The organism is Cedecea davisae, assembly GCF_044095835.1.
In the GTDB taxonomy this organism is placed as follows: Bacteria; Pseudomonadota; Gammaproteobacteria; order Enterobacterales; family Enterobacteriaceae; genus Cedecea; species Cedecea davisae.
Window position 1 is genome coordinate 1,746,797 of the sequence record NZ_CP172054.1, and the last position, 22,764, is coordinate 1,769,560.

Here is a 22,764-nt window from a genome sequence, read left to right on the forward strand (position 1 = left end):
GTTCTCTCTGGGTCAAATCAGTGATACAGTCTCACTACCTTTTCCCATTTTTGGTTGATAATGAACGACCTCGACGCGATTGCAGAACAACTCTCCCTCCAGGCCCTGCGCCATAAACAGACTCAGCAAGAAGAAGACCACGCTCTGGTGAGCCGCCTGCTGGAAATCTACGATCAGAAAACCGTAGCCCTGCGCCTGAAGCAGGTAGGAGGAGACTGGACGCGTGAGTCTCTGAACCGCTGGTATAACGGTAAATCGAGCCCGCGAGGGCTGACCGAAGTGGAAGTCCGGATGCTGCAAAGTATGCTGCCGTCGCCACCCGCTCATCACGGAAATTATGCGTTTCGCTTTATCGATTTATTTGCCGGTATCGGCGGCATTCGCAGCGGTTTTGAAGCTATTGGCGGCAAGTGCGTGTTTACCAGCGAATGGAACAAACACGCGGTTCGCACCTATAAAGCGAACTGGTATTGCGACCCGGCCGAGCACCAGTTTAATGAAGATATTCGCGACGTTACGTTGAGTAATCGCCCCGAAGTTACGGACGAGCAGGCAACGGCGCATATTCAGGCCACGCTGCCGGATCACGACGTATTGCTCGCCGGGTTCCCCTGCCAGCCGTTCTCGCTGGCAGGCGTCTCGAAGAAAAATGCGCTTGGCCGCGCCCACGGCTTTGCCTGCGAAACTCAGGGAACGCTGTTTTTCGACGTGGCGAGGATTATCGCCGCCAAACGTCCGCCGGTGTTTGTGCTGGAAAACGTTAAAAACCTCAAGAGCCACGATAAGGGCAACACCTTCCGTATTATCATGCAGACCCTCGATGAACTGGGTTACGAAGTAGCGGACGCGGCGGTCACAGGGCGCGATGACCCGAAAATTGTCGACGGTAAAAACTTCCTGCCGCAGCACCGCGAGCGCATCGTGCTGGTGGGGACGCGGCGCGACCTCAATCTGCACCCGGACGTCACGCTGACCCGGCTTAGCGAATTCTATCCTGCCCGCCGTCCCGCCTTTGGCGAGTTACTTGACCCTGAAGTTGACCCCAAATACATCCTGACGCCGACGCTGTGGAAATACCTCTACAACTACGCGAAGAAGCACCAGGCCAAGGGCAACGGGTTCGGGTATGGGCTGGTGGACCCCACTAATCCTGCCAGCGTCGCCCGCACGCTTTCGGCCCGATATTATAAAGACGGGGCGGAAATCCTTATCGATCGCGGCTGGGACAAAGCGCTGGGAGAAGTCGACTTTAACGACTCGACAAATCAGCTGCACCGGCCTCGCCGCCTGACGCCGCGCGAATGCGCAAGGCTGATGGGATTCGAAGCGCCTCAGGGGAAAGCGTTCCGTATTCCGGTTTCCGATACTCAGGCTTATCGCCAGTTTGGCAACTCGGTGGTGGTTCCGGCTTTTGCCGCCGTGGCGAAGCTGCTTGACCCAACCATCAAACGCGCGGTGAAAAAGCGCTAGCGGAGGCACAATGGCGGATGTACACAGCAAGGCGATACGCAGTAAAAACATGCGGGCGATTGCAACGCACGACACCGCCATTGAAAAACGCCTTGCGGTTTTACTCGCCGAGTGCGGCTTTAGCTTCCGCATGCAGGACGCCTCGCTGCCGGGTAAGCCCGATTTTGTTGTCGATGATTACCGCTGCATTATCTTTACCCATGGCTGCTTCTGGCACCACCACGACTGCTACCTGTTTAAGGTTCCGGCTACCCGCACCGAGTTCTGGCTGAGTAAAATCGACAGTAATGTCAAAAGAGATAAACGTGATATCGGGCTGCTGCTGGAGCAGGGCTGGCGGGTGCTGGTGGTCTGGGAGTGCGCGCTGCGCGGCCGCGAAAAAATGAGCGATACCGGGTTGGTCGAGCGGCTGGAAGAGTGGATTTGCGGCGGCGGGCAGGGAGCAGAAATAGACACTAAAGGCATTCATCAGCTTGATGACGGCGGCCGGGGGCAACCGGCCGCAGAGTAGCTACTTTTCAGGCTCGCAGGAAGCAACAACGGGTGGAGCCGGGAACAGATATTTACCCAGCGTCACCAGCACCACCGCGAAGATGATAATAGCCAGAGCCAGCCATTCAACGCCGGAGAGGCTCTCCCCGGCAAAGCTGGTGCCGAGCAGGACGGCGACCACCGGGTTAACGTAGGCGTAGCTGGTGGCAACCGCCGGGGAAACATTGCGAATCAAATACATATAGGCGCTGATGGCGATCATCGAGCCAAACACGGCCAGATAGCCAACCGCGAGGAAACCCGCAGCGTCCGGCATAGCGGTTAAGCGCTCGCCGCTAAGCGCCGAAACGCAAAGGGCGACAATGCCCGCCGCCAGCATCTCGATAGCCCCGGCCATCATCCCTTCGGGTAGCTCGATGCGCGAACCGTAAACCGAGCCAAACGCCCAGCTCAGTGAGCCAATCAAAATCAACAGCGCGCCCGTCGGGTTACCGCTGAGGTTGCCGCCGCTGTTCAGCAGCACAATTCCCGCCAGCCCGATCGCAATCCCCAGCCATTCCAGCTTGCGGGTTTTAATCCCGAACAGGCGGCTGAAGCAGAGGGTAAACAGCGGCACGGTGGCAACCATTACGGCGGCAATGCCGGAAGGAACGTGCTGATGCTCGGCAAGCGTCACAAAGCCGTTGCCAACCGCCAGCAGCAGAACGCCTATCAGTGCGGCATTCAACATCGGCCGCAGGCGAGGGAGCTTATGGCCTCTGAGCAGCAGGATGGCCGTTAATATGGCCCCGGCACAGAGGAAGCGCACGCCCGCCATCATAAACGGCGGCCAGCTTTTCACCCCGATGGCGATAGCGAAGTAGGTGGAACCCCAGATGATATACAGTGCGAAAAGCGCCGCAATCAGCGGCAATAATTGACCAGAACGAAGACGCATAATCCCTCACCAGGCTTCAATAGCAGGCCGATAGTTAACGCCAAAATCGGGGTGATAGCGAGCATTATACTTGTTGATATATTGTTAATTTTCATTGACAAGACGGCCCGATTTTCGCGGCGGCGATTTTGCTTCATACTGAGAGGTAAATCATTCAAGAAGGACTTTATTTTGGCTGGAAGTAGTTTACTGACTCTGCTCGATGATATTGCCACGCTGCTGGACGATATTTCGATGATGGGCAAGCTGGCGGCGAAGAAGACCGCGGGCGTGCTGGGCGACGACCTCTCCCTGAACGCGCAGCAGGTTTCTGGCCTGCGGGCCAACCGCGAGTTGCCTGTGGTGTGGAGTGTGGCAAAAGGCTCGTTTCTCAATAAGCTCATTCTGGTCCCGCTGGCGCTTATCATCAGCGCCTTTGCGCCGTGGGCGATTACGCCTTTGCTGATGGTGGGCGGGGCATTTCTCTGCTTTGAAGGCGTGGAAAAAGTTATCCATAGCCTGCAGGCGCGTAAGCATAAGGAGAGCGCGGAAGAGAAGCAGGAACGGCTGGAGTCCATCGCCTCTCAGGATCCTATGGAATTTGAAAAAGAGAAAGTGAAAGGGGCGGTGCGCACCGACTTTATACTTTCTGCGGAAATCGTCGCCATTACGCTCGGCATTGTGGCGGAAGCACCGCTGCTTAACCAGGTGCTGATCCTCGCTGGAATAGCGATTCTGGTCACCATCGGCGTCTATGGCCTGGTGGGGATGATAGTCAAAATCGATGACCTGGGTTACTGGCTGGCGGATAAACGCGCCGCGCTTGCCCGGGCGGTGGGCAAAGGGCTGCTGGTGCTGGCTCCGTGGCTAATGAAGGCGCTGACGATTGTCGGCACGCTGGCTATGTTCCTCGTCGGCGGCGGCATTCTGGTGCACGGTATTCCGGCGCTTCACCATGCTATCGAGCAGGGGGCTGGCCAGTTCGGCGGCGTTGTGGCGTTGTTGGGGCCGACGCTTGTGAACCTGGTGCTGGGCTTTATCGTCGGCGGCATAGTGTTGCTGGCGGTTAACGGCATAAACCGCCTGCGGGGACGCGCTTCGGATTAATTTTTCGCAGAAAAATATCCCTTTAAGCAGGCAAAAACGCTGACCCCTGGCTATAACTTTAGAGGTTTTCACCCCTGATGCCGGAGGCGGCGATGGTCTATATGGTCAGTGATGAGGTCCGGCGTAAAAACGGTGGCCCACGCATGGTTGTCACAGGTTATTCCAGTGGCATGGTTGAGTGCCGTTGGTACGACGGATTTGGCGTTAAACGGGAGGCGTTCCGCGAGGAAGACCTGGCTCCGGTTAATGCCTTAGCGCAGCAGCAAAGCTAGTTGACACCCGCAGGACGAAGCCTTACTTTCGTTTTATGTTGGTGACCTGAAACCCGGTATATACCGGGTTTTTTGTTGGGTAATCACCGCATAAAGGCGCCGGCTCAATGGCAGAATCTGTGTATTAAAAGCCCCGTTAGGATTTTTCCTGGAGGGCTGTAAGCGTTATTTATGCATAATACGCGGCTGTTGCGCCCCGAGAGGCGCAAAAAACGTAACGGGTGGTTTGAAAAAATAGCGGCTCGATTCGTCCGCCAGGGAGCACCCACATTGATTGGTAACGCATTTGAACGTTTTTTAAGCCGCTACAAAAGACCTCAGCGTGTGGTAAATATTTGTTTTATCGCCGTATTGTTGTTTTCTACCGTGTTGACCTGGCGCGAAGTCTCTGTCCTCGAGTCGGCATACGTCTCCAACCAGCGCAACAGCCTGGACAACATCGCCACCGCTTTAGACAGGCAGCTTCAGCACAGCATCGATAATTTGCTGTTTTATCGCAATACCATGCATTACGCGATGCAATCGCCGATTTCTACCGACATTTCGCGTAAATTGCTGGCGAATTTTGATATTGAGCGCACCCAGCCTTACTGGCAGCTCCGGCTCGATATCAACCGCAGCATGCCGATTAACGGCATTTCCGATGAGTCAGTTTCCCGTAGCCCTTTGCTGAAACGCGATGAGGCACTGCTGCACCCGGAGCTTGCTGCCGCGCTGGAGTTTAGCTATATCATCCAGCTTGCCGACGGCAAAAGGGATTTGCAGCGCAGAGTGTTCTACGCTTCGCGCGCGGGGTTCTTCCTTTCAAGCACGCCGCCGGAAAACGATCCGGGCATCGTCGCGCTGTATCACCGGCTAATTGACCAGCCCTATTTCGCCGCCCAGTCGCCGCAAAACAATCCCCGCCGCTGCGTGCAGTGGACGCATACCTTCAATCCTTCCAGCCAGAGCGGGCAGATAATTACCGCCGCACTACCGCTGGATTTTGAGCAGCGCTGGTACGGCGTATTGGCTATGGATTTTCCTATCGAAGCCATGCATCAATTTTTGCAGAACTCATCGCGCGACCGCTATGAAGGCACGGTGATGCTGTTTGATAAGCAGTTTAATTTGATTGCCACCGGCGCAGACAAGGTGCCTGCGGGACCGCTGTTCGATGACAAACAGCAGGCGGAAATTGCCCGGTCGATGGCGGACGGGGAAGAAGGGGAACTGAGAATGGATACCCGCTTCGTAACCTGGGCCAGGTTGACGAATTTTGACGGCGTATTGATCAAGGTGCATACCCTGGACGAAGGCGTGCGCGGCGAGTTTGGCCGCATCAGTATCGTGCTCACCGTGCTCTGGATGCTGTTTACCCTGATGCTGTATATCTCCTGGCGGGTCATCCGCCGTCTGGTCAACAGCATGTTGGCCTTACAGGAGACGCTGAGCTGGCGGGCTAACTACGATACCCTGACCCGAATTTATAACCGCGGGGCCTTTTTCGAGACGGCCCGCGCTCTTGCGAGCGATTGCCAGCGTCGGCAGGAGCCGTTTTCGGTTATCCAGATGGATCTCGACTTTTTTAAAGGAATAAACGACCGCTACGGGCATATTGCCGGGGATAAGGTTCTGGCTCATGCCGCGGCTCTGCTAAGTTCCGCGCTGCGCGAGGAGGATGTTGCCGGGCGCGTGGGCGGCGAGGAGTTTTGCGTAGTGCTGCCGGGGGCGAACCTCGCGGCGGCGGCGGGCGTGGCTGAGCGGATCCGAGTACGAATCAATAATAAAGAGCTGCTGCTGATGGCCGGGCAAAGCATAAAAATCAGCGCATCGTTTGGGGTGAGCTGCGCCCACGAGCGGCATGATTATGATTTTGAGCATCTGCAATCGATAGCGGACGGGCGGCTGTATAAGGCCAAGCAAAATGGTCGGAATCAGGTTTGCGCCGCTGATAGTTCAGCCGGGCCGGATAGTTCCGGCGTGTAATATAAACAATCTTGATGCTTTTACTTCGTCTACTGCCGTTCTGGACGGAGCAAGCGTAAAGCATTTACGTTTGGTAAGACGAAGTGGCGAGCCGTTGGTCGCCGGGGTTCCCGATCCGCAATAAGAGGGCGTGACATAATGTTTAGGATAAATCCCATTTTAAGAAATCATTTTTTTGAGCTACAGCGCGATTAGTAACTAAAAAAACTGATTTTCCCAACAATTACAATGAATTCCCTCGATCAATGACAATCGAGGTAAATATTCACCAAAAGAATATATTCTTGTGTTCAATAAAATTTAGGGTAATGTGGTCAACACATCAGATTTCCTGATGTAACGAATTTAAAATGCTTCTTGCATATGCAAGTTTTCATCCCGGCTCCCCGGCCGGGATTCTTTTATCAGCGATTTATCTCATTCACGCTGAAATCTCGAATATCCAGTTCAAACGCATCTGCCAGCTCCCGGTAACTATGCCATTCCCGACCATCAACGCTGACGCGCTGCGGGTGCTCCTCATTTCCGGCATGCTGGACGTTGCTTTCGCTTATCTCATTAATTGCCGCCAGCAGCGCATCAACATCGATCTCTGCCTGCGGGCGCGCGCCATCGGCGCTCATCTTCACGGTTTTCATTGCATTCACCTCCCGCCCATGTGCATCTGTAAGTATAGACGCTTTAGATAATGCGCCTGTCCCACGGGGGAGCAGGGCGTTTAGCCCTTTTTTGATCTACAATGGCAGGCAAAGAATCTGGAGGAAATTGCGATGCAAATCAATGACCGAGTCACCGTTAAAACCGATGGCGGGCCGCGACGTTCCGGGGTTGTGCTGGCGGTTGAGCCGTTTAACGAGGGGACCATGTACCTGGTGTCGTTGGAGGACTACCCGCTGGGGATCTGGTTCTTTAATGAGTCCGGGCATGAGGACGGTATTTTTGTTGAGAAAGAAGAGTAGGGTATTCACTCACGCCGGGATTGTTTCCCCTCGCCTCCGCTGGGAAGGAAGAGGGGAAGATTTTCCTACATTACGCTTGGTGCGATAATTGCCGCAAAGATGAGCGTTATGACGGAATATTTCATCGTGTAGTAAAGTTTGCGGTTACGCTTTTTGAGATCCTGCCCGCCATTGCGCAGCGCATAAACGTATTTAAAAATTTTGTTCACCCCGCCGGTGCGATCGGTTGCGCTATTTGGCGAACTGGCGGCGGACATCAGCGTTGTTCCCACCCAGTGATTTACCGCCTGCGCCCAGCGCCACTTCATCGGGCGTTCTATATCGCAAAACAGAATAATTCGCGTTTGTTCGCTTTGGTTTTGCGCCCAGTGAACGTAGGTTTCATCAAAAATGACGGCTTCACCGTCGCGCCAGCTGTGGCGCTGCCGATCAACTTCAATAAAGCAGCGGTCATCGTTTGGCGTGGCCAGCCCGAGGTGATAGCGAACTGAACCGGCGTAAGGGTCGCGGTGTTTACCCAAATGAGAGCCCGCGGGTAATTCGGCGAACATTGCCGCTTTAACCGACGGGATCTCGCTGACCAGGCGGGTAGTCACCGGGCAGAGTTCCTTAGCCGAAGGGTGTGCTTCGCTGTACCATTTTAAATAGAAACGTTTCCAGCCGCGCTTGAAGAAGGTATTAAACCCTGCATCATTGTGAGTTTCCGCGGCCTTTATATGACCCTGCAGGCGTAACGCCTCCTCGCGGATAATTTCCCAGTTGTCTGTGAGTTTTTGTAACTCAGGGAAGTCGCCGGTCGGGAAATAGGGCTGTTTTGGCGGCAGGCGCGAAAAGCGGGTCATAAACATATTAATCGGCGCCATAAACGTTGAATGGTCAAAAAGCTGGCGCGAAAGTTTTTGTTTTTCTACGCCGCGGGAGTGAGCGTAGATGACGCTGATGACAAAAATGCCAATGATAATGACGGCAACCATAACTGCAAATCTCTCCTTGTATAAACATGCGCTACAAGCGTAGTAAGACTCATCCGCTTTTGTTTAGCGATGGTTGCTATTTTGTTACAATGGTGGATCTTGTTTAGCTTGTATTTAATCTCTGACAGGCGTCAGAGATTAAATACTACGGCCACAGGGGCGTAGGGGGGAGGCGCAAGTAAAAAAACTACCGAAGATTAACAAATATACCGTTGGTGACGTTATCGGTAAGACGCACTACATGATATATAACTTGTTTATTGTGGGTCTTGATTTTGCGTTTGATATTCCCTTTATGCGACGAAACGGTTTTTGCCTTGATGTTCATCTGGTCGGAAATTTGAATTGTTCCCTGCCCGGACATCCACATTTTCAGCATGCTGGATTCAGTGCGACTTAGAGAAAGCGTTGGCAAATTAATATGTCCAATACATTGTGCATTTTTTGCTAAATACTCCGCTAAAATATCGTCTAATGATTCCGGCTTGATGGATTTCGAACTGATCAGCAGATTTTCCCTGACCAACAGATATTCATCAAAATGAATATTGGCAATAGCCATAAAGACTAAAAAGAGCGTGCCCGGATGCTGATTAATGATCTGCTTTATTTGCTGGCTGCTTTCTGGGTCGTGAATAAAGCAGTCTTCATTAATAAACACCACGCTGGGCGCCTGCAACCGGCATGCCTGTGCCAGCTGCTCTACCGTTTCTACATCTGTAATATGCCGTTTTCTAACCCCGCGGCTGGCTAAATAGCCGACAAGCCCCAGCCGGGTATAGCTGCATAAGTCCATAATAATCGTTGACATAGCAAACCCTCACTAAGCGCGTTATACCCGCAATAGCCCGGAGAGCAGATTGTTAGCTGTACTGGTATTACCAGATGAATGACCGTGTCAATCCCAGGGCAAACCAGTGCGCCGCATTTCCGCAGTTCGAATTATTTGGGGTAACCCATTATTAATAATCTAAAAGGCGAAATCACTATCCCGTAAAGTTGCCTATAATTTGCCAGGAATGTTCTTAAAGTAAAGTGAATGTTACGTATTGTGAGCCAGGTAAAATCATATATTCCGCGCCAGATATATCGTGGCGGATGTTATTAGGGATTATTTTTAGGAATATCCTCAGAGAGACATTATGAAATCCAGGGGGATTAATTTTTGGGAATTTCGCTAACTATATCCGCCAGTAGATCAAAAATCTCGCCGAATAAATGCTCGGTGAATGGAGCGATAAGCGGCATCAGTGCCATAAGAATTAGCATGCCGATAGACAGGGTTACGGGAAAACCAATAACAAATACCGATAGCTGAGGTGCCATACGGTTTAGCAGACCCAGGGCTATGTTAAGCGTAAGTAACAAAGTGATGAGCGGAAGGGCCAGCATCATGCCGTTGAGGAAGATAAGTCCCCCGGCGCGGGTCAGGGCCATAAAGGCGTTGCTGTTGATAGGCTCTCCGCCGATGGGCAGGGTATGAAACGTATCCACCAGCATGGAAATCAGCCATAAGTGGCCGTTAAACGTGAGGAACAGCAACATCGCCAGGATATCAAGAAATCTCGCCAGCACCGGCATGTTCAGGCGGCTGCCGGGGTCGAAGAAGGTGGCGAATGACAGCCCCATTTGCAGGCCAACAATTTCCCCGGCGGTGCGCACCGCAGCAAAGGCAAACTGCATGGTGAAACCCAGCGCCACGCCGATAAGAATTTGCTGGACGGCGAGCCAGAAACCGGCGGCAGAGAAAATGGTCACGCCGGTTAGCGGCAGAGTCGGCGCGACGGTAAAAGTTATCATCAATCCCAGAGCCAGCTTCACGCGTTTTGGGATTGAGCGCTCGCTGAGTATAGGCGCGGTCATGACCAGCGCCAGCACCCGCAGCAGCGGCCAGAAATAGAGGCTTAACCAGTCAAGCCACTGATTACTGTCAACGTGGATCATCCAATGATATTCGGCAGATTGGTCAGCAGCGAACGCATATAGTCGAGCAGCAGGTTGAGCATCCACGGCCCGGCGATAACCATCGTGATGAACACAGCCAGAATTTTTGGAATGAACGACAACGTCATTTCGTTAATCTGCGTCGCCGCCTGCAGCAGGCTGATTATCAGGCCGCTGATAAGCGCGACCAGCAGTAAAGGCGCGGCGAGGGCAAGGGCAACCTTCATCGCTTCGGTGCCCATCATCATGACCGATTCTGGCGTCATTCTCTCTCTCCGCTAACTGTAGAAACTTTGGGCCAGCGAGCCGACCAGCAGCTGCCAGCCGTCCACCAGCACAAACAGCATCAGCTTGAAGGGCAGGGCAATGGTTGCCGGGGGCACCATCATCATCCCCAGCGCCATCAGTACGCTGGCGATCACCAGGTCGATAATCAGGAACGGAATAAACACCGTAAAACCAATCTGGAAGGCCGTTTTCAGCTCACTGGTAACATAGGCAGGCAGCAGGATGCGCATCGGCACCGCTTCCGGCCCCTGGAGCGGCTGGGTGTTGGCCAGGCGAGCAAACAGCGCGAGGTCGGCTTCGCGGGTCTGACGCAGCATAAATTCGCGCAGCGGCTGGGCACCTTTATCGATGGCAACTTCCATCGAAATTTTGTCCTGGCTAAACGGCAGATAGGCGTCGGAATAAATCTTGTCAAAAACCGGCGACATAATGAAAAAAGTCAGAAACAGCGCCAGGCCAACCAGCACCTGGTTTGGCGGTGCCGACGGGGTTCCCAGGGCGTTACGCAGCAGGCCAAACACGATGATGATGCGGGTGAAGCTGGTCATCATCAGCAAAATAGCCGGCAGGAAAGTGAGCGAGGTAATAAAGACCAGGGTCTGGACCGGCAGCGACCAGCTTTGACCGCCGTTGGCGAGAGGCTGGCTTATCAGCCCCGGCAGCTGGGCGAAGGTCGAAACCGGGATAAGCAATAATGCGCTAAGTAACGAGAGCGGCAGCAAACGTTTCATCAATCTTTCCCGTTACGTTTAAGCAAATTCTTCATCAATTTCTGGAAGTCGGCAGGGGCGGGTTTCGCCTCTGCTTCTTCGGTTACCGGTGCGGGCGGTAGAGTGTGCAGATGGGTGATTTGAGTGGCGGTTACGCCGAGCACCAGGCGCGCATCCTCGACGTCAATTACCACCACTCGCTCCCGCGGGCCAACGCTGACGCTGGCGCTGATGTTCAGCGACTTTTTCACGCCAACGCCCGCGCCGGTGAAACCAAAGCGTTTCGCCAGCCATGCGGCCACCAGAATAAAAATAACAATGCCCGCTAAGGCTCCGCTCACCTGAACAAGCGGCGAGCTGGCGTTAACGGACGGTTGGCTGACGGTGGCTCCGGTTTTCATTTAGCGGCTCAGGCGACGCATACGTTCCGACGGCGTGATGATGTCGGTGATACGCACGCCATATTTGTCGGCGACGACCACAACTTCACCCTGGGCAATCAGATAGCCGTTGATCAGAATATCCAGCGGCTCGCCTGCCAGGCCGTCCAGCGCCACGACGGAACCCTGCGTCAGGCGCAGCAGTTCTTTAATGGTCATGCGGGTGCGGCCCAGTTCCACGGTCAGCTTGACCGGGATGTCCATAATCAGGTCAATATCCTGGATGTTGCCTGCAACATCGCTGCCTTCCAGCGCGCGGAATACGTTATCAGCGGCGCTTTTACCGGAACTTTTCTGCTCGTTTAACGCATCAGCCCACAGATCGTCCACTGAGCCTGCATTGTCATCGGACGGTTGATTAATATCACTCATTTGGGCTGTTCCTCATTCAGCGAATTCAATATCGGGTTGATCAAATGTTCTACGCGCAGGGCATACTGGCCGTTGACCGTGCCGTATTGGCTGGTCAGCACCGGCACGCCGTCGACATGCGCGATAATGCGATCTGGCTTTTCGATGGGCAGCACATCGCCAGGTTTCAGTTTTAGGATTTGGGATAACCGCAGCGGGATATCGGCAAAATTCGCCACCAGTTCCAGCTCGGAATGCTGCACCTGGCGCACCAGGGTGTCGCGCCAGCTTTGGTCTTCCTGACGAGAGTTCTCCAGCGGCGGGTTCACCAGCAGCTCGCGCAGCGGCTCGATCATGCTGAACGGCAGGCAGATGTTGAACTCACCGGTCAGGTTGCCAATCTCGACGTGGAACGGGGTATTGACCACGATGTCGTTTGGCGAAGTGGTGATATTGGTAAACTTAACCTGCATCTCCGAACGAACGTATTCCACGTCCAGCGGGTAGATGGCTTTCCACGCGTCGCTGTAGGACTCGAGCGCCAGCTTCAGCATGCGGTTGATAACGCGCTGCTCGGTGTGGGTGAATTCGCGGCCTTCCACTTTCGTCGGGAAGCGGCCATCACCGCCAAACAGGTTATCGACCGCGATAAACACCAAGCTTGGGGAAAACACCAGCAGCCCGGTGCCGCGCAGCGGCTTCAGATGGATCAGGTTAAGGTTGGTCGGCACCGGCAGGTTGCGGGCAAACTCGTGATACGGCTGAATACGGATAGCCCCGACGGTAATGTCCGGGCTACGACGCAGCAGGTTAAACAGCCCCATACGGAACTGACGAGAGAAACGCTCGTTGATGATTTCCAGCGCCTGAAGGCGCTCGCGCACTACGCGGCGCTGGGTGTTCGGGTCATAAGGGCGAATATCTGTTTCGCCCACAACACCGGCCTTTGGCTCGTCGTTATTCTCACTGTCGCCATTTAACAGCGCATCGATTTCGGCCTGAGAAAGAATACTGTCGCCCATGGAGTTACCGCAAAATGAAGGCGGTATACAGCACGTCGCTGACTACCTGTTGGGGTTGACCGGCTACCAGCGGAGGAGCCAGCGTGGTTTTAATTGCTTCGACCAGCTTCTGCTTACCGGCGTCGGTGGCAAGCTGGTTGGCGTCCTGACGAGAAAACAGCAACAGCAGGCGGCTGCGGACTTCCGGCAGGAATTCGCTCAGGCGCTGACGAGTCCCTTCATCTTTCAGGCGCAGCGTTACGCCGATGTACAGCACGCGGTCCGCATCACCCAGATTGACGGTGAAGGTATCCAGTGCGAAAAACACCGGCGCAGGAGGTGGCTCAGGAGCTTTAACCTGTGCGGCTGCCGGCGCTTGTTGCATCCGCCAGTAGCTGTAGCCTGCGGTAGCGCATGCGGCAAGTGTGATAAGAACCAGTATCGGCACCCAGATGGCGCGTTTACGGCCTTTCGTGATAGCGGTATCAGTCATTGAACGCTTTATTCCTGTATCGGTACTGCTGAATGGCGATTATCCCGTGTATCCGGGCGGTCAAAGCCCGGAAAACACACGTTTATTGTCGCTAGCTCTGGCGTTTACCCGTGGGTAAGCCTCAGGCAAAAATATCCACCGCGCCGTTGTTGCTTGCCAGGCGCTGCAAACTTTCGGCCACCGGGAGCGCCTGCGCGTCGTCGCCGTTAAGAGAGAAACGCTCGGCGCTGCGGGCAGTTTGCTGCTGTTGCTGCTGGCCGGATTGCTGCTGCGCAAAGCTCTCGCTGCTGATGTTGCTCTGGCCCAGTTGAATACCGCTCTCCGCAAGCGCGGTACGCAGCGTTGGCAGGGCTGCTTCCAGCGCGGCCCGGACGTGGCTGTGCGGCGACATCATCTGAAGCTGAGCCTGGTTATCTTCTAGTTTTAGACTAATTTGCACCTGTCCGAGATCTTCCGGATGCAATCTTAGTTCGGCGCTGTGCTGGCCCTGCTTGGTGAACAGCGTAACGTGCTGAGAAATCTGCTGTTGCCATTCATGGCTGCCAAGCTGGGAACTTATCATCGGCGCGGTCGGGGTGGCGATGTGCGTTGTGGTCGGTGCGGCAACGGTCGCGCTGCTGATAGCCGGTGTGATTTGCGCGGTTACCGGAGCGGTGTTATTGGCGTGCGGCGATGCGTTATCGCGGCTGTCGCTATTGGCTGCCAGCTGAATTTTATCGTCACCGTGTTGCTGGCCTGGCGCAGAAGCCGGAGCGGTTGAGGCTTTGCTCTCGGCAAGCGTTGCCGCCGTTGCTGGCGCTTTTTTCGCGCTGCCGCTGGTGGATAGAAGGCTTTCCGTCGAGCTCTTAGCGCCGGCTCCCTGAGGGGAGATCAGGCCGGAGAGCGGGGAGGTTTCAGCGTCGGTCTTGCTTAGTGCAGCCGCAGAAGCCGCCGTAACGGGCTGCGGCAGCATGGCAAACAGCGCGCTCAGAGCCTGTAGATCGGCATTGCTCAGCGGCTTGTCTGTGCCGTCATCTTTGGCGGTCAGGTCGAGCTTATCTTTGGCATCGGTTTTGCTGACAGAAGCCAGCAGGGACGAAAGCGCTTCCGGCTGGCCGGGGTTGCTGAGCAGTTCGCTGAGTGCGGCCTGGCTCTCTTTCCCGTCACCCTGAACGCTATCTTTGCCCAGCACTTTGCTTAACGCGGCGCTCAGCGGCAGGGTTTTGCCGTCTTCAAGCGTCACTTTGCCCGGCAGAGCTTTACTGAACAGCTCCAGAAAATCCGCGCCAACGCTTTTGCCGTCGGTGCCTTTTGCGTCGCCGCCCGCAGCGCCATCGGCCGCGTTGCTTAACAAAATTTGTGGCAATGTGATCATTCGCCTTTCCTCAGTGTGGCCCGCTGGGCGTATTCATCCATCTGTTTTTGATCAAGCCTGTTCTCTGCAAGCAACAGCTCCGCTGCCTTCCTGTCCTGCAGGGTTTGCCAGGCCTGCAGGCGCTTTTGTTTTTCCTGCCAGAAGCTTAGCGCCTGGTCTACTTTGTTGCTCCACTGCATCAGCTGCTGGCGGTGCTGATCGATAGCTTTCTCCAGCGTGCGGATAAACTGCTGGTAGTTATGCCAGCGTGTGCTGGCGATACCCTGACTCATGTTGTCATTAAGGCTGTTGCTGTACTCAAACTGATAGTTAATCAACATATTGAGCTGCTCTTCCGCTTGCTGGCAGCCCCGGCGCATCTCACCTAAACGAATCGCTGCTTTTTCAACTTCCTGGGCGGCGAGATCGCGCAATGTATCCAGTGCGCTGTTTTGGTTCATGGTCACCTCTTATCAAAGAGTCGGGAAGAGCGCCTCCAGTGCGAGGCAGGCTTCTTCCCAGCTTGCGCGTTCAAAAATGCCTTGTTGCAGGAATGCTTCCAGCTGTGGCCACAGATCAATGGCCATATCGAGCATCGGATCGCTGCCTTTGGCGTAAGCCCCCACGCTGACCAAATCGCGGTTGCGCTGGAAGCTGGATAACAGCTGTTTGAAACGACGAACCCGGGAGTAATGCCGCTCGGTGATTAACGATGTCATTGCACGACTGATGGAAGCTTCGATGTCGATGGCCGGGTAGTGGCCTGCTTCCGCCAGGCGGCGCGACAGCACAATGTGGCCGTCAAGGATGGCTCGCGCGGAGTCGGCGATCGGGTCTTGCTGATCGTCGCCTTCCGTGAGCACGGTATAAAATGCGGTGATAGACCCGCCGCCGTGAATGCCGTTCCCGGCGCGCTCAACCAGCGCGGGGAGCTTGGCGAATACCGAAGGCGGGTAGCCTTTGGTTGCCGGAGGCTCGCCGATAGCCAGGGCAATCTCACGCTGCGCCATGGCATAGCGGGTTAAGGAGTCCATGATCAGCAGGACGTGCTGGCCCCGATCGCGGAAGTCTTCCGCAATACGTGTGGCGTAGGCGGCTCCCTGCATACGCAGCAGAGGTGAAACGTCGGCAGGAGCGGCAATCACGACCGAACGCGCACGGCCTTCGGCTCCGAGAATATTCTCGATAAAGTCTTTTACTTCGCGGCCACGTTCGCCGATAAGCCCGACCACGATGACGTCGGCCTGGGTATAGCGCGCCATCATGCCGAGCAGGACGCTTTTACCGACGCCGGAGCCTGCAAACAGGCCCATACGCTGGCCGCGGCCAACGGTGAGCAGGGCGTTGATCGGGCGCACGCCTACGTCGAGAACGTGTTCGATTGCGGTTCGCTGGAGCGGGTTAAACGGTGCCGCGCCCAGGGCACCCATCAGGCCGGTATCCGGGGAAGGCAGGCCATCCAGCGGACGGCCGCTGCCGTCGAGTACGCGCCCGAGCAGAGCCGGGCCGAGCGGCAGTTTTTTCCCGCTGTGCAGGCCTTCAGCCGTGGTGACGCGGGCATAAACGCGCGCTCCCGGCAGAATGCCTTCCACTTCTTCCAGCGGCATCAGGAACAGCTTGTGGCCGTTAAAACCGACCACTTCGCATTCAACTTCACGGTCGTGTTGCTCGATGATACAAGTTGCGCCGAGCGGCAGCTGAAGCCCGGTGGCTTCCAGTACCAGCCCGGTTGCGCGTGTCAGGCGGCCATAGCGGCGTACCGACGGCAGCTCTGTCATCCGCGCTTCAAAATTGTCCAGCGTGTTCAGCCAACGCGTGAGGCGGGCGGTCATCAGAGCACTCCCGGAGCGGCCAGACGGCACAGCTCCTGCCAGCGGGTGGCAACGCTTGCGTCAAGGTCGCCTTCGTCGGCGGAGACTTTGCAGCCGCCCTGATGCAGGCCTGGGTCGCCGCGCAGACGCCAGCCGTGCAGGCTCAACGTCGCGCCCAGCATCTCTTCCACGCGCTGCAAATCGTCCGGATGTACGCGCAGCTGTGGTTTACCGCTAAACAGAGGCTCCTGCATCAGCAGGCCCTGAATTTGTTTAATCAGGGCGTTGTTATCGACCGCAGGCGTCTGGCCAATAACCTGGCGCGCGGCTTCCAGCGCCATCTGCATCAGGCGGGAAGCAATAACGCTGTCCAGCGCGTCCAGCGTGTACTGGAATTCACTCACCAGTTGCTGCATGCGCGCGTGTACCGGCGCCTGCTGCTGTCTGGCTTCGTTAAGACCCTGCTCGACGCCCTGCTGGTGCCCAACCTTGCGGCCTTCTTCCACGCCCTGGTCGTGCCCGGCGGCAAAACCCGCGCTGTAGCCCTGTTCGCGGGCCTGAGCCTGCATCAGCGCCAGGGACTGCTGTAAATCAGGTTCGCTCTCCTGCTCTTCGGCGGCAGGGGAGGCTTCCGGCATAGAAATTTCTTCGAATACCGGCGTAGGGAAAGCTAAATCGTCCGGCTTCCAGCGTTGCCATGGCAGCGAATTAGACATACGTATCCTCGCTGGTGCCGATTACCATTTCGCCGGTCTCCGCCAGGCGACGTACGATAAGCAGGATGGCTTTCTGCTCGTTTTCCACCTGAGACAGACGTACCGGGCCACGGTTGGCAAGGTCGTCGCGCAGGATATCCGCAGCACGCTGGGACATATTGCGCAGGAACTTCTCGCGCAGCGCCTGTTCCGCGCCTTTGAGGGCGACAAGCAGGGATTCGGACTCCACTTCCTGAAGCAGGCGCTGGATGCTGCGGTCGTCCACGGCCACCAGGTTTTCGAACAGGAACATTTCGTCGATGATTTTCTGCGCCAGTTCTCCGTCGAAGTCGCGCACCGCGGTGATAACGGCTTCTTCCTGCTGACTTTTCATCAGGTTGATAATCTCGGCTGCGGTTCTCACGCCGCCCATTTTGCTGCGTTTGAGATTCTGGCCGTCGAGCAGGTTGTTCAGCACTTCGGTCAGCTCCGCCAGCGCGGCAGGCTGTACGCCGCCGAAGGTGGCAATACGCAGCATCACATCGTTGCGCAGGCGTTCGTCGAACAGCGCCAGAATGTCCGCCGCCTGGCCACGTTTGAGGTGGACCAGGATGGTGGCGATGATCTGCGGGTGCTCGTCGCGAATCAGGTCCGCGGCGCTCTGCGGCTCCATAAAGTTCAGCGTCTCGATACCGCTGGTGGTATCGCGAGTTTCGAGGATGTCTTCCAGCAGGCTGGAGGCACGCTCTTCACCCAGCGCTTTAATTAGCACAGAGCGCAGGTAGTCGTTGGCGTTGATGCTCAGGGCCGCGAACTGCTCGGCTTCCTGCTCAAACTCCGCCAGCACTTCGGTCAGCACTTTATTAGAAATCTGGTGAGTGTTAGCCATTGCCGCACTCAGGTGCTGCACTTCACGCGGGCTGAGGTGTTTGAACACCTCGGCGGCGCGGTCTTCGCCAATGGTCATCAGCAGGATGGCGCTCTTTTCTGTTCCGGTAATACTCATATTTCGGTACTCATCCATTGGCGGATCACCAGCGCAACTACGCGAGGATCGTTATCAGACATGTCGCGAATACGCTGACTCATCACTTCTGCGCTCAGGCGCTGGTTTGCCTTACGCTGTTGCTGCTGCTCGTCGCGGCTCAGGCTGACGGCAACGGCTTCCTCTTCGGCTTTCTGGTTTTTCTGGCTCTCGGTAACGGCTTTCATTGCTTCTGCGCGACGAACCAGCTGCGGGCGAATGCCTTTACGCCACAGCAGCCAGGCAACAATCAGCACAATCAGCCAGCGGCCGGCGGAGAGCAGCATGTCGAAGAAGGCCGCAGACTTCCAGAATGGCAGGCTGCTGCCGCTGTCGTCTTCGGTAGCGGTGAACGGTGAGTTAACCACGTTCAGGGTATCGCCGCGGGTTTCGGAGTAGCCCATAGCCTCGCGGGTCAGGTTCTCGATTTGCTTCAGCTGGTCTGCGGTCAGCGGCAGAGGTTTGCCGTCTGCCAGCGTGCGGTAGTTCACAACCACGGCGACGGACAGCCGCTGGATGTCGCCGACATTCAGCTTGGTATGACGAATGGTGCGGTCCACTTCATAGTTAGTGGTTTCGTCACGGGAAGTATTGCTGCTGCCGTTCTGGCTGGAGGTTGAAGTCGTGCTCTGATTCTGCTGGCCGTTGTTGGCCTGGTTGTTCTGATTATTCTGCTGCGGCGTAGTGATAGGTGCCGTGTTGGCCGGAGCAGGCTGGTTAGACAGTGCGCCCGGCACGCCGCCAGGGAACTGGCCGTTAACCTGAGACGTCTGGTTCAGCTGACGCGAACGTACCGCGGTTTGAGCCGGGTCGCCGTTCGGATGATATTGCTCTTCGGTCTGCTCTTTATTCGCAAAGTCAATCTGAGCGGTAACCTGAGCGTGTACGTTGCCGTTGCCGACGATTGGTCCAAGGATCGATTCGATGCGGCGCTGGTAGCGGCTTTCCACATCGTTAGCATATTTAAGCTGCGCGTCGTTAAGATCGCGGCCCGCGGTGTTGGACTGGGTCAACAGATGGCCGCCCTGGTCCACTAAGGTCACGTTACCCGGCGGCAGGCCAGCTACGGCGCTGGAAACCATATGCACAACGGCGTTGATTTGGCCTTCATCCAGCGCACGGCCGGGTTCAAGACTCAGGGTAACGGAAGCGGAAGGTGATTTTTGCTCACGGACAAATAGCGAAGGTTTTGGCATGGCGAGGTGAACGCGGGCGCTTTTTACCGGGCCAAGCGTTTCAATGGTGCGGGCCAGTTCGCCTTCCAGCGCGCGCTGGTAGTTAACCTGCTCGCTAAACTGACTGATGCCGAATTTTTCCTGATCCAGCAGCTCAAAACCAACCGCACCGCCTTTTGGCAGACCCTGCTGGGCAAGACGCAGACGCAGGTCGTAGACGTTGTCTGCCGGAACCATAATCGCGCTGCCGTTATCGGAGAAGCGATAAGGAATGTTCATCTGCGTGAGCTGGGTAACAATCGCGCCGCCGTCCTGGTCGGCAAGATTGCTGTAAAGCACGCGGTAATCCGGGGCTTTTGCCCACAGCACCAGAGCGACCACGATGGCAACGGCGGCGGCACCGCCCATCATCAGCGGTATTCTGGGGTTAGCACGAATGCGGTTCAACCACTCAAGAGTCTTGTTCTGCGGCGTTTGCGCCTGAGCAGCAGTGGTCATTGGGCACCTCGCGGCTTAGCGTTGACATAAAATTCTGAGTAAAGAGTGAACAAGACAGACTCCCGGGTCGACAAACACGACAAAAGTTCCATATGGATGGCAGTGTCATTATTTTCTTTTCGGAAGATTTCGATGGCTGAATTAGCTCTATTTTTTACGTCTATTTACCGCCTTTATCCTATTGACAAGGTGTTAATCTTCACCCGCTTAATAAAAATGGGGCTAAGAAATGGCTATTCAGGGTATCGAAGGCGTACTGCAACAACTCCAGACCACCGCACTGGCGGCGACGAATCCCGCGGCGTCTACCGCTGCCGCGCCGGGAGTGAGTTTTGCCGGTGAGCTGCAGGCTGCTTTGGGCCGCGTCAGCGAGACGTCTAACACCGCTCGCGCTCAGGCAGAGAAATTTGCTCTCGGCACGCCGGGCATTGCGCTTAATGATGTAATGGTTGATTTGCAGAAATCATCCGTTTCTCTGGCGATGGGCGTGCAGGTGCGTAACAAACTGGTTTCTGCCTACCAGGAAATCATGAACATGCAGGTGTAGTTGATTAAGCTATTTGATTTTACTGAATAATTTAATCAAACAACTTTTGCGTGGGGCATGGATGGGGCAAATGACGATAATTTCTGGTTCAGGATGGCAAGCTGCTCACGGTCATTATCAGTCATCCATCTATCATAAACCTGATAAACCATCTGGGCATTGGCGTGCCCCATTTGAGATGCGATGAAGTTCGGGTTTGCCCCTGCTGTAAGTGACCAGCATGCATATGTGTGCCTGGATTGATATGCCTTTCGGTATCTCAATCCAGCCCTTCGCATTGCCGCTTCCCAGCTTTGGTTTACTGACTCTACAGCATAATGATGACCTGCTCGCCCATTCTTTGCGTGAATGGATGGGTTAAACACAAATGTACATTTGTGGAGCTCCTTCTTTTTGTACTCCCTCAAAACCACATCGACCTCATGCTGTTTTCCTAATCTGGTTAGTTCCGCCTGATCGCGAAGAACTTCCAGAGCAGCATCAATCAGTATGATCACCCTGTCTGTGCCAGCATCAGTTTTTGGCGGGGTAGCTGCGACATTCATAATCGCGCTGCGGGTCGAGACGGTGTTGTTTGCTGCGACCCCGGCCAGATAATCGTTGTTAGCGAAAATCAGCATTGCGAACTCAGACTCGCGCTTAAAGTTGATCGACGGTTCGCTGCATACCTGCTCGAATTCCGCTTTAAGCGGGTTAACGATATCGAAAACCCGCTGAACGATGTTGCTAGCCATTACGCCGCCTCCCTATGTTCATGTCTTGCCTTAAAGATACCGAAGGCATACTCAGCAGTTACCCGCGCGGTTAATGCATCCCAGAACCACTCAGAGGACTTTTCCTGATAATCCACATCATCACCTTCGAGATATTCAACGGCGTCTGCTGTGTGCTCGTCAGGCCTGAAATTGCGTAGAATGGTGGTTATCGGGTCAGCACCTTTCGCCAGTCGCTCAACTTCTTCGGAAATGCGCTCATTGTCGCGCTCGCTCAGGCCGGAAATGATGGCCTTAATTTCCTGCTTATCTGCAAAAGTCAGTCTCATGATTCCTCCTTCACTGGCTCAGGAATTTTCACGAGTACGCCGAGGTCTTTCATCAGCCTGGCGAATTGCGTATCTGACCATTTCTTCTCAGGTGACTGACCGCTCATGGCTGCCCCTCCTGACGAAGAAAATCGACCAACTTATCCAGTCAGCTCTTTTTCGGTGGTGGAGTGAAGTTGGCAGAGTTGAGAATGTTTGACGGGTGACGTTCGATATAGCTGAAAGCGTTGAATTCAGGGCATACCGATGCCGCCCCTGCAATAGAGAATTGCATGGTTGATGCTCCTGTTTAGTTGTGTTCATTCCTCAGCCTTTAGCTTAGGAATGGACACGAAATATCTGAAATTAAGATTTCTGGCGGGGGCGAAATTAATTCAATGGATGAGGCGTGCTAGTATTACTAAAAATTAATTGGGAATTAACAATGAAACGGATTTTGCTCCTTATTTGTATGTCATCTCTTCTTTCTGGTTGTGGAATGATGTTTGGCAGACATGATGGCGAATACTCAGGAGGAATTTATCCTGCAACACAATTCGACTTTAGGGCTATGGGGGCGACTCCTTTTCCTGTGCCACTTCTATTAATCCTTGATCTTCCGTTTTCAATTGTCTCCGATACCATCATGATCCCTGCTGATATGTAGACCAAAAAAGCCCACAGGAGTGGGCAACAGGAACGATTTACTTTAATTAGACGGTGTGAAGAATTCAGCCCATGTGGAGGAATTTTTGAATTATCGGAAGTGCGGCGGGAGCCGCCGAAACCGCCTTCGAGATTAGTTCATTCGTCAAATGTGTTATGGCGCTTGCCGGAAGCCCTCGAAGTTTTGAAGCGACACTCGCCTGTTCTTGTTCAGTAAGGTTGGATAACTTAACAAGGTCTTCAATAGCAGTAATTGTGTCATTGTGGAGATTGATGGTCTGTACTTTCAGTATTGCACTAAGACCGCCATCATTGAGTAAAAAATCAACCCCTGTGACTGTGGCTCTCATGTGGTCAAAGTATGTGTACGGGTCGTCGCTTGAGCGATTGCGTATTGTTATCAGTCTATGTTCTTCAAGATAATTTATATTGGCAGAGATGACATTTTCATCATACTTGTCATGAACCTGAATGAACTGTGTGAAATATGTATAATCAGGATATGCAGAAATACATTCCTCAAGGATTTTCTCTTGTAAGCCTCGGTCGAATTTATTCACGTTTAACGCTCCTTGTGTGTGATACCAGATTACCATAGTGACTATTGAT

28 protein-coding genes and 1 pseudogene are annotated in these 22,764 nt (G+C 54.7%); 8 read left to right on the forward strand and 21 right to left on the reverse strand.

Going from position 1 to position 22,764, the window contains the following annotated elements:
- Window positions 1–60 precede the first annotated feature (60 nt).
- Together ACG1VR_RS08615 and ACG1VR_RS08620 are read left to right on the forward strand one after the other, a co-directional pair.
- Window positions 61–1,470 carry a DNA cytosine methyltransferase gene (locus ACG1VR_RS08615; protein ID WP_395490716.1) on the forward strand — a complete coding sequence of 470 codons (1,410 nt, stop codon included), beginning with the start codon at window positions 61–63 and terminating at the stop codon, window positions 1,468–1,470.
- Between the two features lie 10 nt (window positions 1,471–1,480).
- Window positions 1,481–1,981, forward strand: a complete 501-nt coding sequence (locus tag ACG1VR_RS08620; protein ID WP_172569595.1) for a very short patch repair endonuclease — start codon at window positions 1,481–1,483, stop codon at window positions 1,979–1,981.
- Here the strand turns inward: ACG1VR_RS08620 and yedA are convergent, their stop codons facing one another.
- Window positions 1,982–2,899 carry a drug/metabolite exporter YedA gene (gene yedA / locus ACG1VR_RS08625; protein WP_016537076.1) on the reverse strand — a complete coding sequence of 306 codons (918 nt, stop codon included), beginning with the start codon at window positions 2,897–2,899 and terminating at the stop codon, window positions 1,982–1,984.
- 168 nt (window positions 2,900–3,067) lie between these two features.
- Between yedA and ACG1VR_RS08630 the strand changes: the two genes are divergently transcribed.
- The 3 genes from ACG1VR_RS08630 to dgcQ all read left to right on the forward strand — a co-directional run bounded on the left by ACG1VR_RS08630 (window position 3,068) and on the right by dgcQ (window position 6,225).
- Complete coding sequence (locus tag ACG1VR_RS08630) at window positions 3,068–3,985, forward strand: DUF808 domain-containing protein (RefSeq protein ID WP_395491075.1); 918 nt, start codon at window positions 3,068–3,070, stop codon at window positions 3,983–3,985.
- A 92-nt stretch (window positions 3,986–4,077) separates the two neighbouring features.
- Window positions 4,078–4,257 (forward strand): YodC family protein, encoded by a 180-nt coding sequence (locus tag ACG1VR_RS08635; protein WP_039898372.1) that lies wholly within the window; start codon window positions 4,078–4,080, stop codon window positions 4,255–4,257.
- A gap of 171 nt (window positions 4,258–4,428) precedes the next feature.
- The gene (gene dgcQ, locus ACG1VR_RS08640; protein ID WP_395490717.1) at window positions 4,429–6,225 is read left to right on the forward strand and encodes a cellulose biosynthesis regulator diguanylate cyclase DgcQ; all 1,797 of its coding nucleotides are present in this window, start codon (window positions 4,429–4,431) and stop codon (window positions 6,223–6,225) included.
- 404 nt (window positions 6,226–6,629) lie between these two features.
- Here the strand turns inward: dgcQ and yodD are convergent, their stop codons facing one another.
- On the reverse strand, window positions 6,630–6,863 hold the full coding sequence (gene yodD / locus ACG1VR_RS08645; protein WP_016537072.1) for a YodD family peroxide/acid resistance protein: 234 nt from the start codon (window positions 6,861–6,863) through the stop codon (window positions 6,630–6,632).
- Window positions 6,864–6,995: 132 nt separating this feature from the next.
- Between yodD and dsrB the strand changes: the two genes are divergently transcribed.
- Complete coding sequence (gene dsrB / locus ACG1VR_RS08650; RefSeq protein ID WP_016537071.1) at window positions 6,996–7,184, forward strand: protein DsrB; 189 nt, start codon at window positions 6,996–6,998, stop codon at window positions 7,182–7,184.
- Between the two features lie 65 nt (window positions 7,185–7,249).
- Here dsrB and lpxO read toward each other — a convergent pair whose 3' ends face one another.
- The 15 genes from lpxO to fliF form a co-directional block, all read right to left on the reverse strand.
- Window positions 7,250–8,158: a lipid A hydroxylase LpxO gene (gene lpxO / locus ACG1VR_RS08655; RefSeq protein WP_016537070.1), complete on the reverse strand. Its 909-nt coding sequence runs from the start codon at window positions 8,156–8,158 to the stop codon at window positions 7,250–7,252.
- Between the two features lie 187 nt (window positions 8,159–8,345).
- On the reverse strand, window positions 8,346–8,969 hold the full coding sequence (gene rcsA, locus ACG1VR_RS08660; RefSeq protein WP_016537069.1) for a transcriptional regulator RcsA: 624 nt from the start codon (window positions 8,967–8,969) through the stop codon (window positions 8,346–8,348).
- 347 nt (window positions 8,970–9,316) lie between these two features.
- Window positions 9,317–10,102: a flagellar biosynthetic protein FliR gene (gene fliR / locus ACG1VR_RS08665; protein ID WP_395490718.1), complete on the reverse strand. Its 786-nt coding sequence runs from the start codon at window positions 10,100–10,102 to the stop codon at window positions 9,317–9,319.
- The gene (gene fliQ, locus ACG1VR_RS08670; protein WP_172569599.1) at window positions 10,099–10,368 is read right to left on the reverse strand and encodes a flagellar biosynthesis protein FliQ; all 270 of its coding nucleotides are present in this window, start codon (window positions 10,366–10,368) and stop codon (window positions 10,099–10,101) included. The genes fliR and fliQ overlap by 4 nt, the downstream gene beginning before the upstream one ends.
- A 12-nt stretch (window positions 10,369–10,380) precedes the next feature.
- Window positions 10,381–11,121 carry a flagellar type III secretion system pore protein FliP gene (gene fliP / locus ACG1VR_RS08675; protein ID WP_016537066.1) on the reverse strand — a complete coding sequence of 247 codons (741 nt, stop codon included), beginning with the start codon at window positions 11,119–11,121 and terminating at the stop codon, window positions 10,381–10,383.
- Window positions 11,121–11,501 carry a flagellar biosynthetic protein FliO gene (gene fliO, locus ACG1VR_RS08680; protein ID WP_172569600.1) on the reverse strand — a complete coding sequence of 127 codons (381 nt, stop codon included), beginning with the start codon at window positions 11,499–11,501 and terminating at the stop codon, window positions 11,121–11,123. Before fliO ends, fliP begins: the two co-directional genes overlap by 1 nt.
- Window positions 11,502–11,912 (reverse strand): flagellar motor switch protein FliN, encoded by a 411-nt coding sequence (gene fliN / locus ACG1VR_RS08685; RefSeq protein ID WP_016537064.1) that lies wholly within the window; start codon window positions 11,910–11,912, stop codon window positions 11,502–11,504.
- Complete coding sequence (gene fliM / locus ACG1VR_RS08690; protein WP_016537063.1) at window positions 11,909–12,913, reverse strand: flagellar motor switch protein FliM; 1,005 nt, start codon at window positions 12,911–12,913, stop codon at window positions 11,909–11,911. Before fliM ends, fliN begins: the two co-directional genes overlap by 4 nt.
- A 4-nt stretch (window positions 12,914–12,917) precedes the next feature.
- Window positions 12,918–13,385: a flagellar basal body-associated protein FliL gene (gene fliL / locus ACG1VR_RS08695; protein ID WP_016537062.1), complete on the reverse strand. Its 468-nt coding sequence runs from the start codon at window positions 13,383–13,385 to the stop codon at window positions 12,918–12,920.
- A gap of 121 nt (window positions 13,386–13,506) precedes the next feature.
- On the reverse strand, window positions 13,507–14,739 hold the full coding sequence (locus ACG1VR_RS08700) for a flagellar hook-length control protein FliK (protein ID WP_395490719.1): 1,233 nt from the start codon (window positions 14,737–14,739) through the stop codon (window positions 13,507–13,509).
- Window positions 14,736–15,179: a flagellar export protein FliJ gene (gene fliJ / locus ACG1VR_RS08705; RefSeq protein WP_016537059.1), complete on the reverse strand. Its 444-nt coding sequence runs from the start codon at window positions 15,177–15,179 to the stop codon at window positions 14,736–14,738. The genes ACG1VR_RS08700 and fliJ overlap by 4 nt, the downstream gene beginning before the upstream one ends.
- Before the next feature lie 12 nt (window positions 15,180–15,191).
- Window positions 15,192–16,550 (reverse strand): flagellar protein export ATPase FliI, encoded by a 1,359-nt coding sequence (gene fliI / locus ACG1VR_RS08710; RefSeq protein ID WP_395490720.1) that lies wholly within the window; start codon window positions 16,548–16,550, stop codon window positions 15,192–15,194.
- Window positions 16,550–17,245, reverse strand: coding sequence for a flagellar assembly protein FliH (gene fliH / locus ACG1VR_RS08715; RefSeq protein WP_016537057.1), 696 nt, complete (start codon window positions 17,243–17,245; stop codon window positions 16,550–16,552). Before fliH ends, fliI begins: the two co-directional genes overlap by 1 nt.
- Window positions 17,238–18,230 (reverse strand): flagellar motor switch protein FliG, encoded by a 993-nt coding sequence (gene fliG / locus ACG1VR_RS08720; protein WP_016537056.1) that lies wholly within the window; start codon window positions 18,228–18,230, stop codon window positions 17,238–17,240. Before fliG ends, fliH begins: the two co-directional genes overlap by 8 nt.
- Window positions 18,227–19,921 (reverse strand): flagellar basal-body MS-ring/collar protein FliF, encoded by a 1,695-nt coding sequence (gene fliF / locus ACG1VR_RS08725; protein WP_172569603.1) that lies wholly within the window; start codon window positions 19,919–19,921, stop codon window positions 18,227–18,229. Before fliF ends, fliG begins: the two co-directional genes overlap by 4 nt.
- Before the next feature lie 229 nt (window positions 19,922–20,150).
- Here fliF and fliE point away from each other — a divergent pair, with 229 nt between their 5' ends.
- Window positions 20,151–20,468 carry a flagellar hook-basal body complex protein FliE gene (gene fliE / locus ACG1VR_RS08730; RefSeq protein WP_016537054.1) on the forward strand — a complete coding sequence of 106 codons (318 nt, stop codon included), beginning with the start codon at window positions 20,151–20,153 and terminating at the stop codon, window positions 20,466–20,468.
- 35 nt (window positions 20,469–20,503) lie between these two features.
- On the opposite strand, the pseudogene ACG1VR_RS08735 reads toward fliE, so the two are convergent.
- The 3 genes and pseudogenes from ACG1VR_RS08735 to ACG1VR_RS08745 form a co-directional block, all read right to left on the reverse strand.
- A pseudogene (locus ACG1VR_RS08735) lies at window positions 20,504–20,998 on the reverse strand (tyrosine-type recombinase/integrase); the annotation flags it as partial.
- A gap of 203 nt (window positions 20,999–21,201) precedes the next feature.
- On the reverse strand, window positions 21,202–21,510 hold the full coding sequence (locus ACG1VR_RS08740; protein ID WP_016537052.1) for a hypothetical protein: 309 nt from the start codon (window positions 21,508–21,510) through the stop codon (window positions 21,202–21,204).
- Window positions 21,511–21,658: 148 nt separating this feature from the next.
- Window positions 21,659–21,784, reverse strand: coding sequence for a hypothetical protein (locus ACG1VR_RS08745; RefSeq protein WP_395490721.1), 126 nt, complete (start codon window positions 21,782–21,784; stop codon window positions 21,659–21,661).
- Window positions 21,785–21,898: 114 nt separating this feature from the next.
- Here ACG1VR_RS08745 and ACG1VR_RS08750 point away from each other — a divergent pair, with 114 nt between their 5' ends.
- Window positions 21,899–22,156 (forward strand): YceK/YidQ family lipoprotein, encoded by a 258-nt coding sequence (locus ACG1VR_RS08750; RefSeq protein WP_395490722.1) that lies wholly within the window; start codon window positions 21,899–21,901, stop codon window positions 22,154–22,156.
- Window positions 22,157–22,220: 64 nt separating this feature from the next.
- On the opposite strand, the gene ACG1VR_RS08755 is transcribed toward ACG1VR_RS08750, so the two are convergent.
- A complete protein-coding gene (locus tag ACG1VR_RS08755) occupies window positions 22,221–22,715 on the reverse strand; it encodes a hypothetical protein (protein ID WP_395490723.1) in 495 nt (164 codons plus the stop codon).
- Window positions 22,716–22,764: the final 49 nt, after the last annotated feature.

Bases quoted from the DNA above. Each gene is read 5' to 3' on its own strand.
- ACG1VR_RS08615 (WP_395490716.1), top strand. From the start codon at position 61: ATGAACGACCTCGACGCGATTGCAGAACAACTCTCCCTCCAGGCCCTG.
- ACG1VR_RS08620 (WP_172569595.1), top strand. From the start codon at position 1,481: ATGGCGGATGTACACAGCAAGGCGATACGCAGTAAAAACATGCGGGCG.
- yedA (WP_016537076.1), bottom strand. From the start codon at position 2,899: ATGCGTCTTCGTTCTGGTCAATTATTGCCGCTGATTGCGGCGCTTTTC.
- ACG1VR_RS08635 (WP_039898372.1), top strand. From the start codon at position 4,078: ATGGTCTATATGGTCAGTGATGAGGTCCGGCGTAAAAACGGTGGCCCA.
- dgcQ (WP_395490717.1), top strand. From the start codon at position 4,429: ATGCATAATACGCGGCTGTTGCGCCCCGAGAGGCGCAAAAAACGTAAC.
- yodD (WP_016537072.1), bottom strand. From the start codon at position 6,863: ATGAAAACCGTGAAGATGAGCGCCGATGGCGCGCGCCCGCAGGCAGAG.
- dsrB (WP_016537071.1), top strand. From the start codon at position 6,996: ATGCAAATCAATGACCGAGTCACCGTTAAAACCGATGGCGGGCCGCGA.
- lpxO (WP_016537070.1), bottom strand. From the start codon at position 8,158: ATGGTTGCCGTCATTATCATTGGCATTTTTGTCATCAGCGTCATCTAC.
- rcsA (WP_016537069.1), bottom strand. From the start codon at position 8,969: ATGTCAACGATTATTATGGACTTATGCAGCTATACCCGGCTGGGGCTT.
- fliR (WP_395490718.1), bottom strand. From the start codon at position 10,102: ATGATCCACGTTGACAGTAATCAGTGGCTTGACTGGTTAAGCCTCTAT.
- fliQ (WP_172569599.1), bottom strand. From the start codon at position 10,368: ATGACGCCAGAATCGGTCATGATGATGGGCACCGAAGCGATGAAGGTT.
- fliP (WP_016537066.1), bottom strand. From the start codon at position 11,121: ATGAAACGTTTGCTGCCGCTCTCGTTACTTAGCGCATTATTGCTTATC.
- fliO (WP_172569600.1), bottom strand. From the start codon at position 11,501: ATGAAAACCGGAGCCACCGTCAGCCAACCGTCCGTTAACGCCAGCTCG.
- fliN (WP_016537064.1), bottom strand. From the start codon at position 11,912: ATGAGTGATATTAATCAACCGTCCGATGACAATGCAGGCTCAGTGGAC.
- fliM (WP_016537063.1), bottom strand. From the start codon at position 12,913: ATGGGCGACAGTATTCTTTCTCAGGCCGAAATCGATGCGCTGTTAAAT.
- fliL (WP_016537062.1), bottom strand. From the start codon at position 13,385: ATGACTGATACCGCTATCACGAAAGGCCGTAAACGCGCCATCTGGGTG.
- ACG1VR_RS08700 (WP_395490719.1), bottom strand. From the start codon at position 14,739: ATGATCACATTGCCACAAATTTTGTTAAGCAACGCGGCCGATGGCGCT.
- fliJ (WP_016537059.1), bottom strand. From the start codon at position 15,179: ATGAACCAAAACAGCGCACTGGATACATTGCGCGATCTCGCCGCCCAG.
- fliI (WP_395490720.1), bottom strand. From the start codon at position 16,550: ATGACCGCCCGCCTCACGCGTTGGCTGAACACGCTGGACAATTTTGAA.
- fliH (WP_016537057.1), bottom strand. From the start codon at position 17,245: ATGTCTAATTCGCTGCCATGGCAACGCTGGAAGCCGGACGATTTAGCT.
- fliG (WP_016537056.1), bottom strand. From the start codon at position 18,230: ATGAGTATTACCGGAACAGAAAAGAGCGCCATCCTGCTGATGACCATT.
- fliF (WP_172569603.1), bottom strand. From the start codon at position 19,921: ATGACCACTGCTGCTCAGGCGCAAACGCCGCAGAACAAGACTCTTGAG.
- fliE (WP_016537054.1), top strand. From the start codon at position 20,151: ATGGCTATTCAGGGTATCGAAGGCGTACTGCAACAACTCCAGACCACC.
- ACG1VR_RS08740 (WP_016537052.1), bottom strand. From the start codon at position 21,510: ATGAGACTGACTTTTGCAGATAAGCAGGAAATTAAGGCCATCATTTCC.
- ACG1VR_RS08745 (WP_395490721.1), bottom strand. From the start codon at position 21,784: ATGCAATTCTCTATTGCAGGGGCGGCATCGGTATGCCCTGAATTCAAC.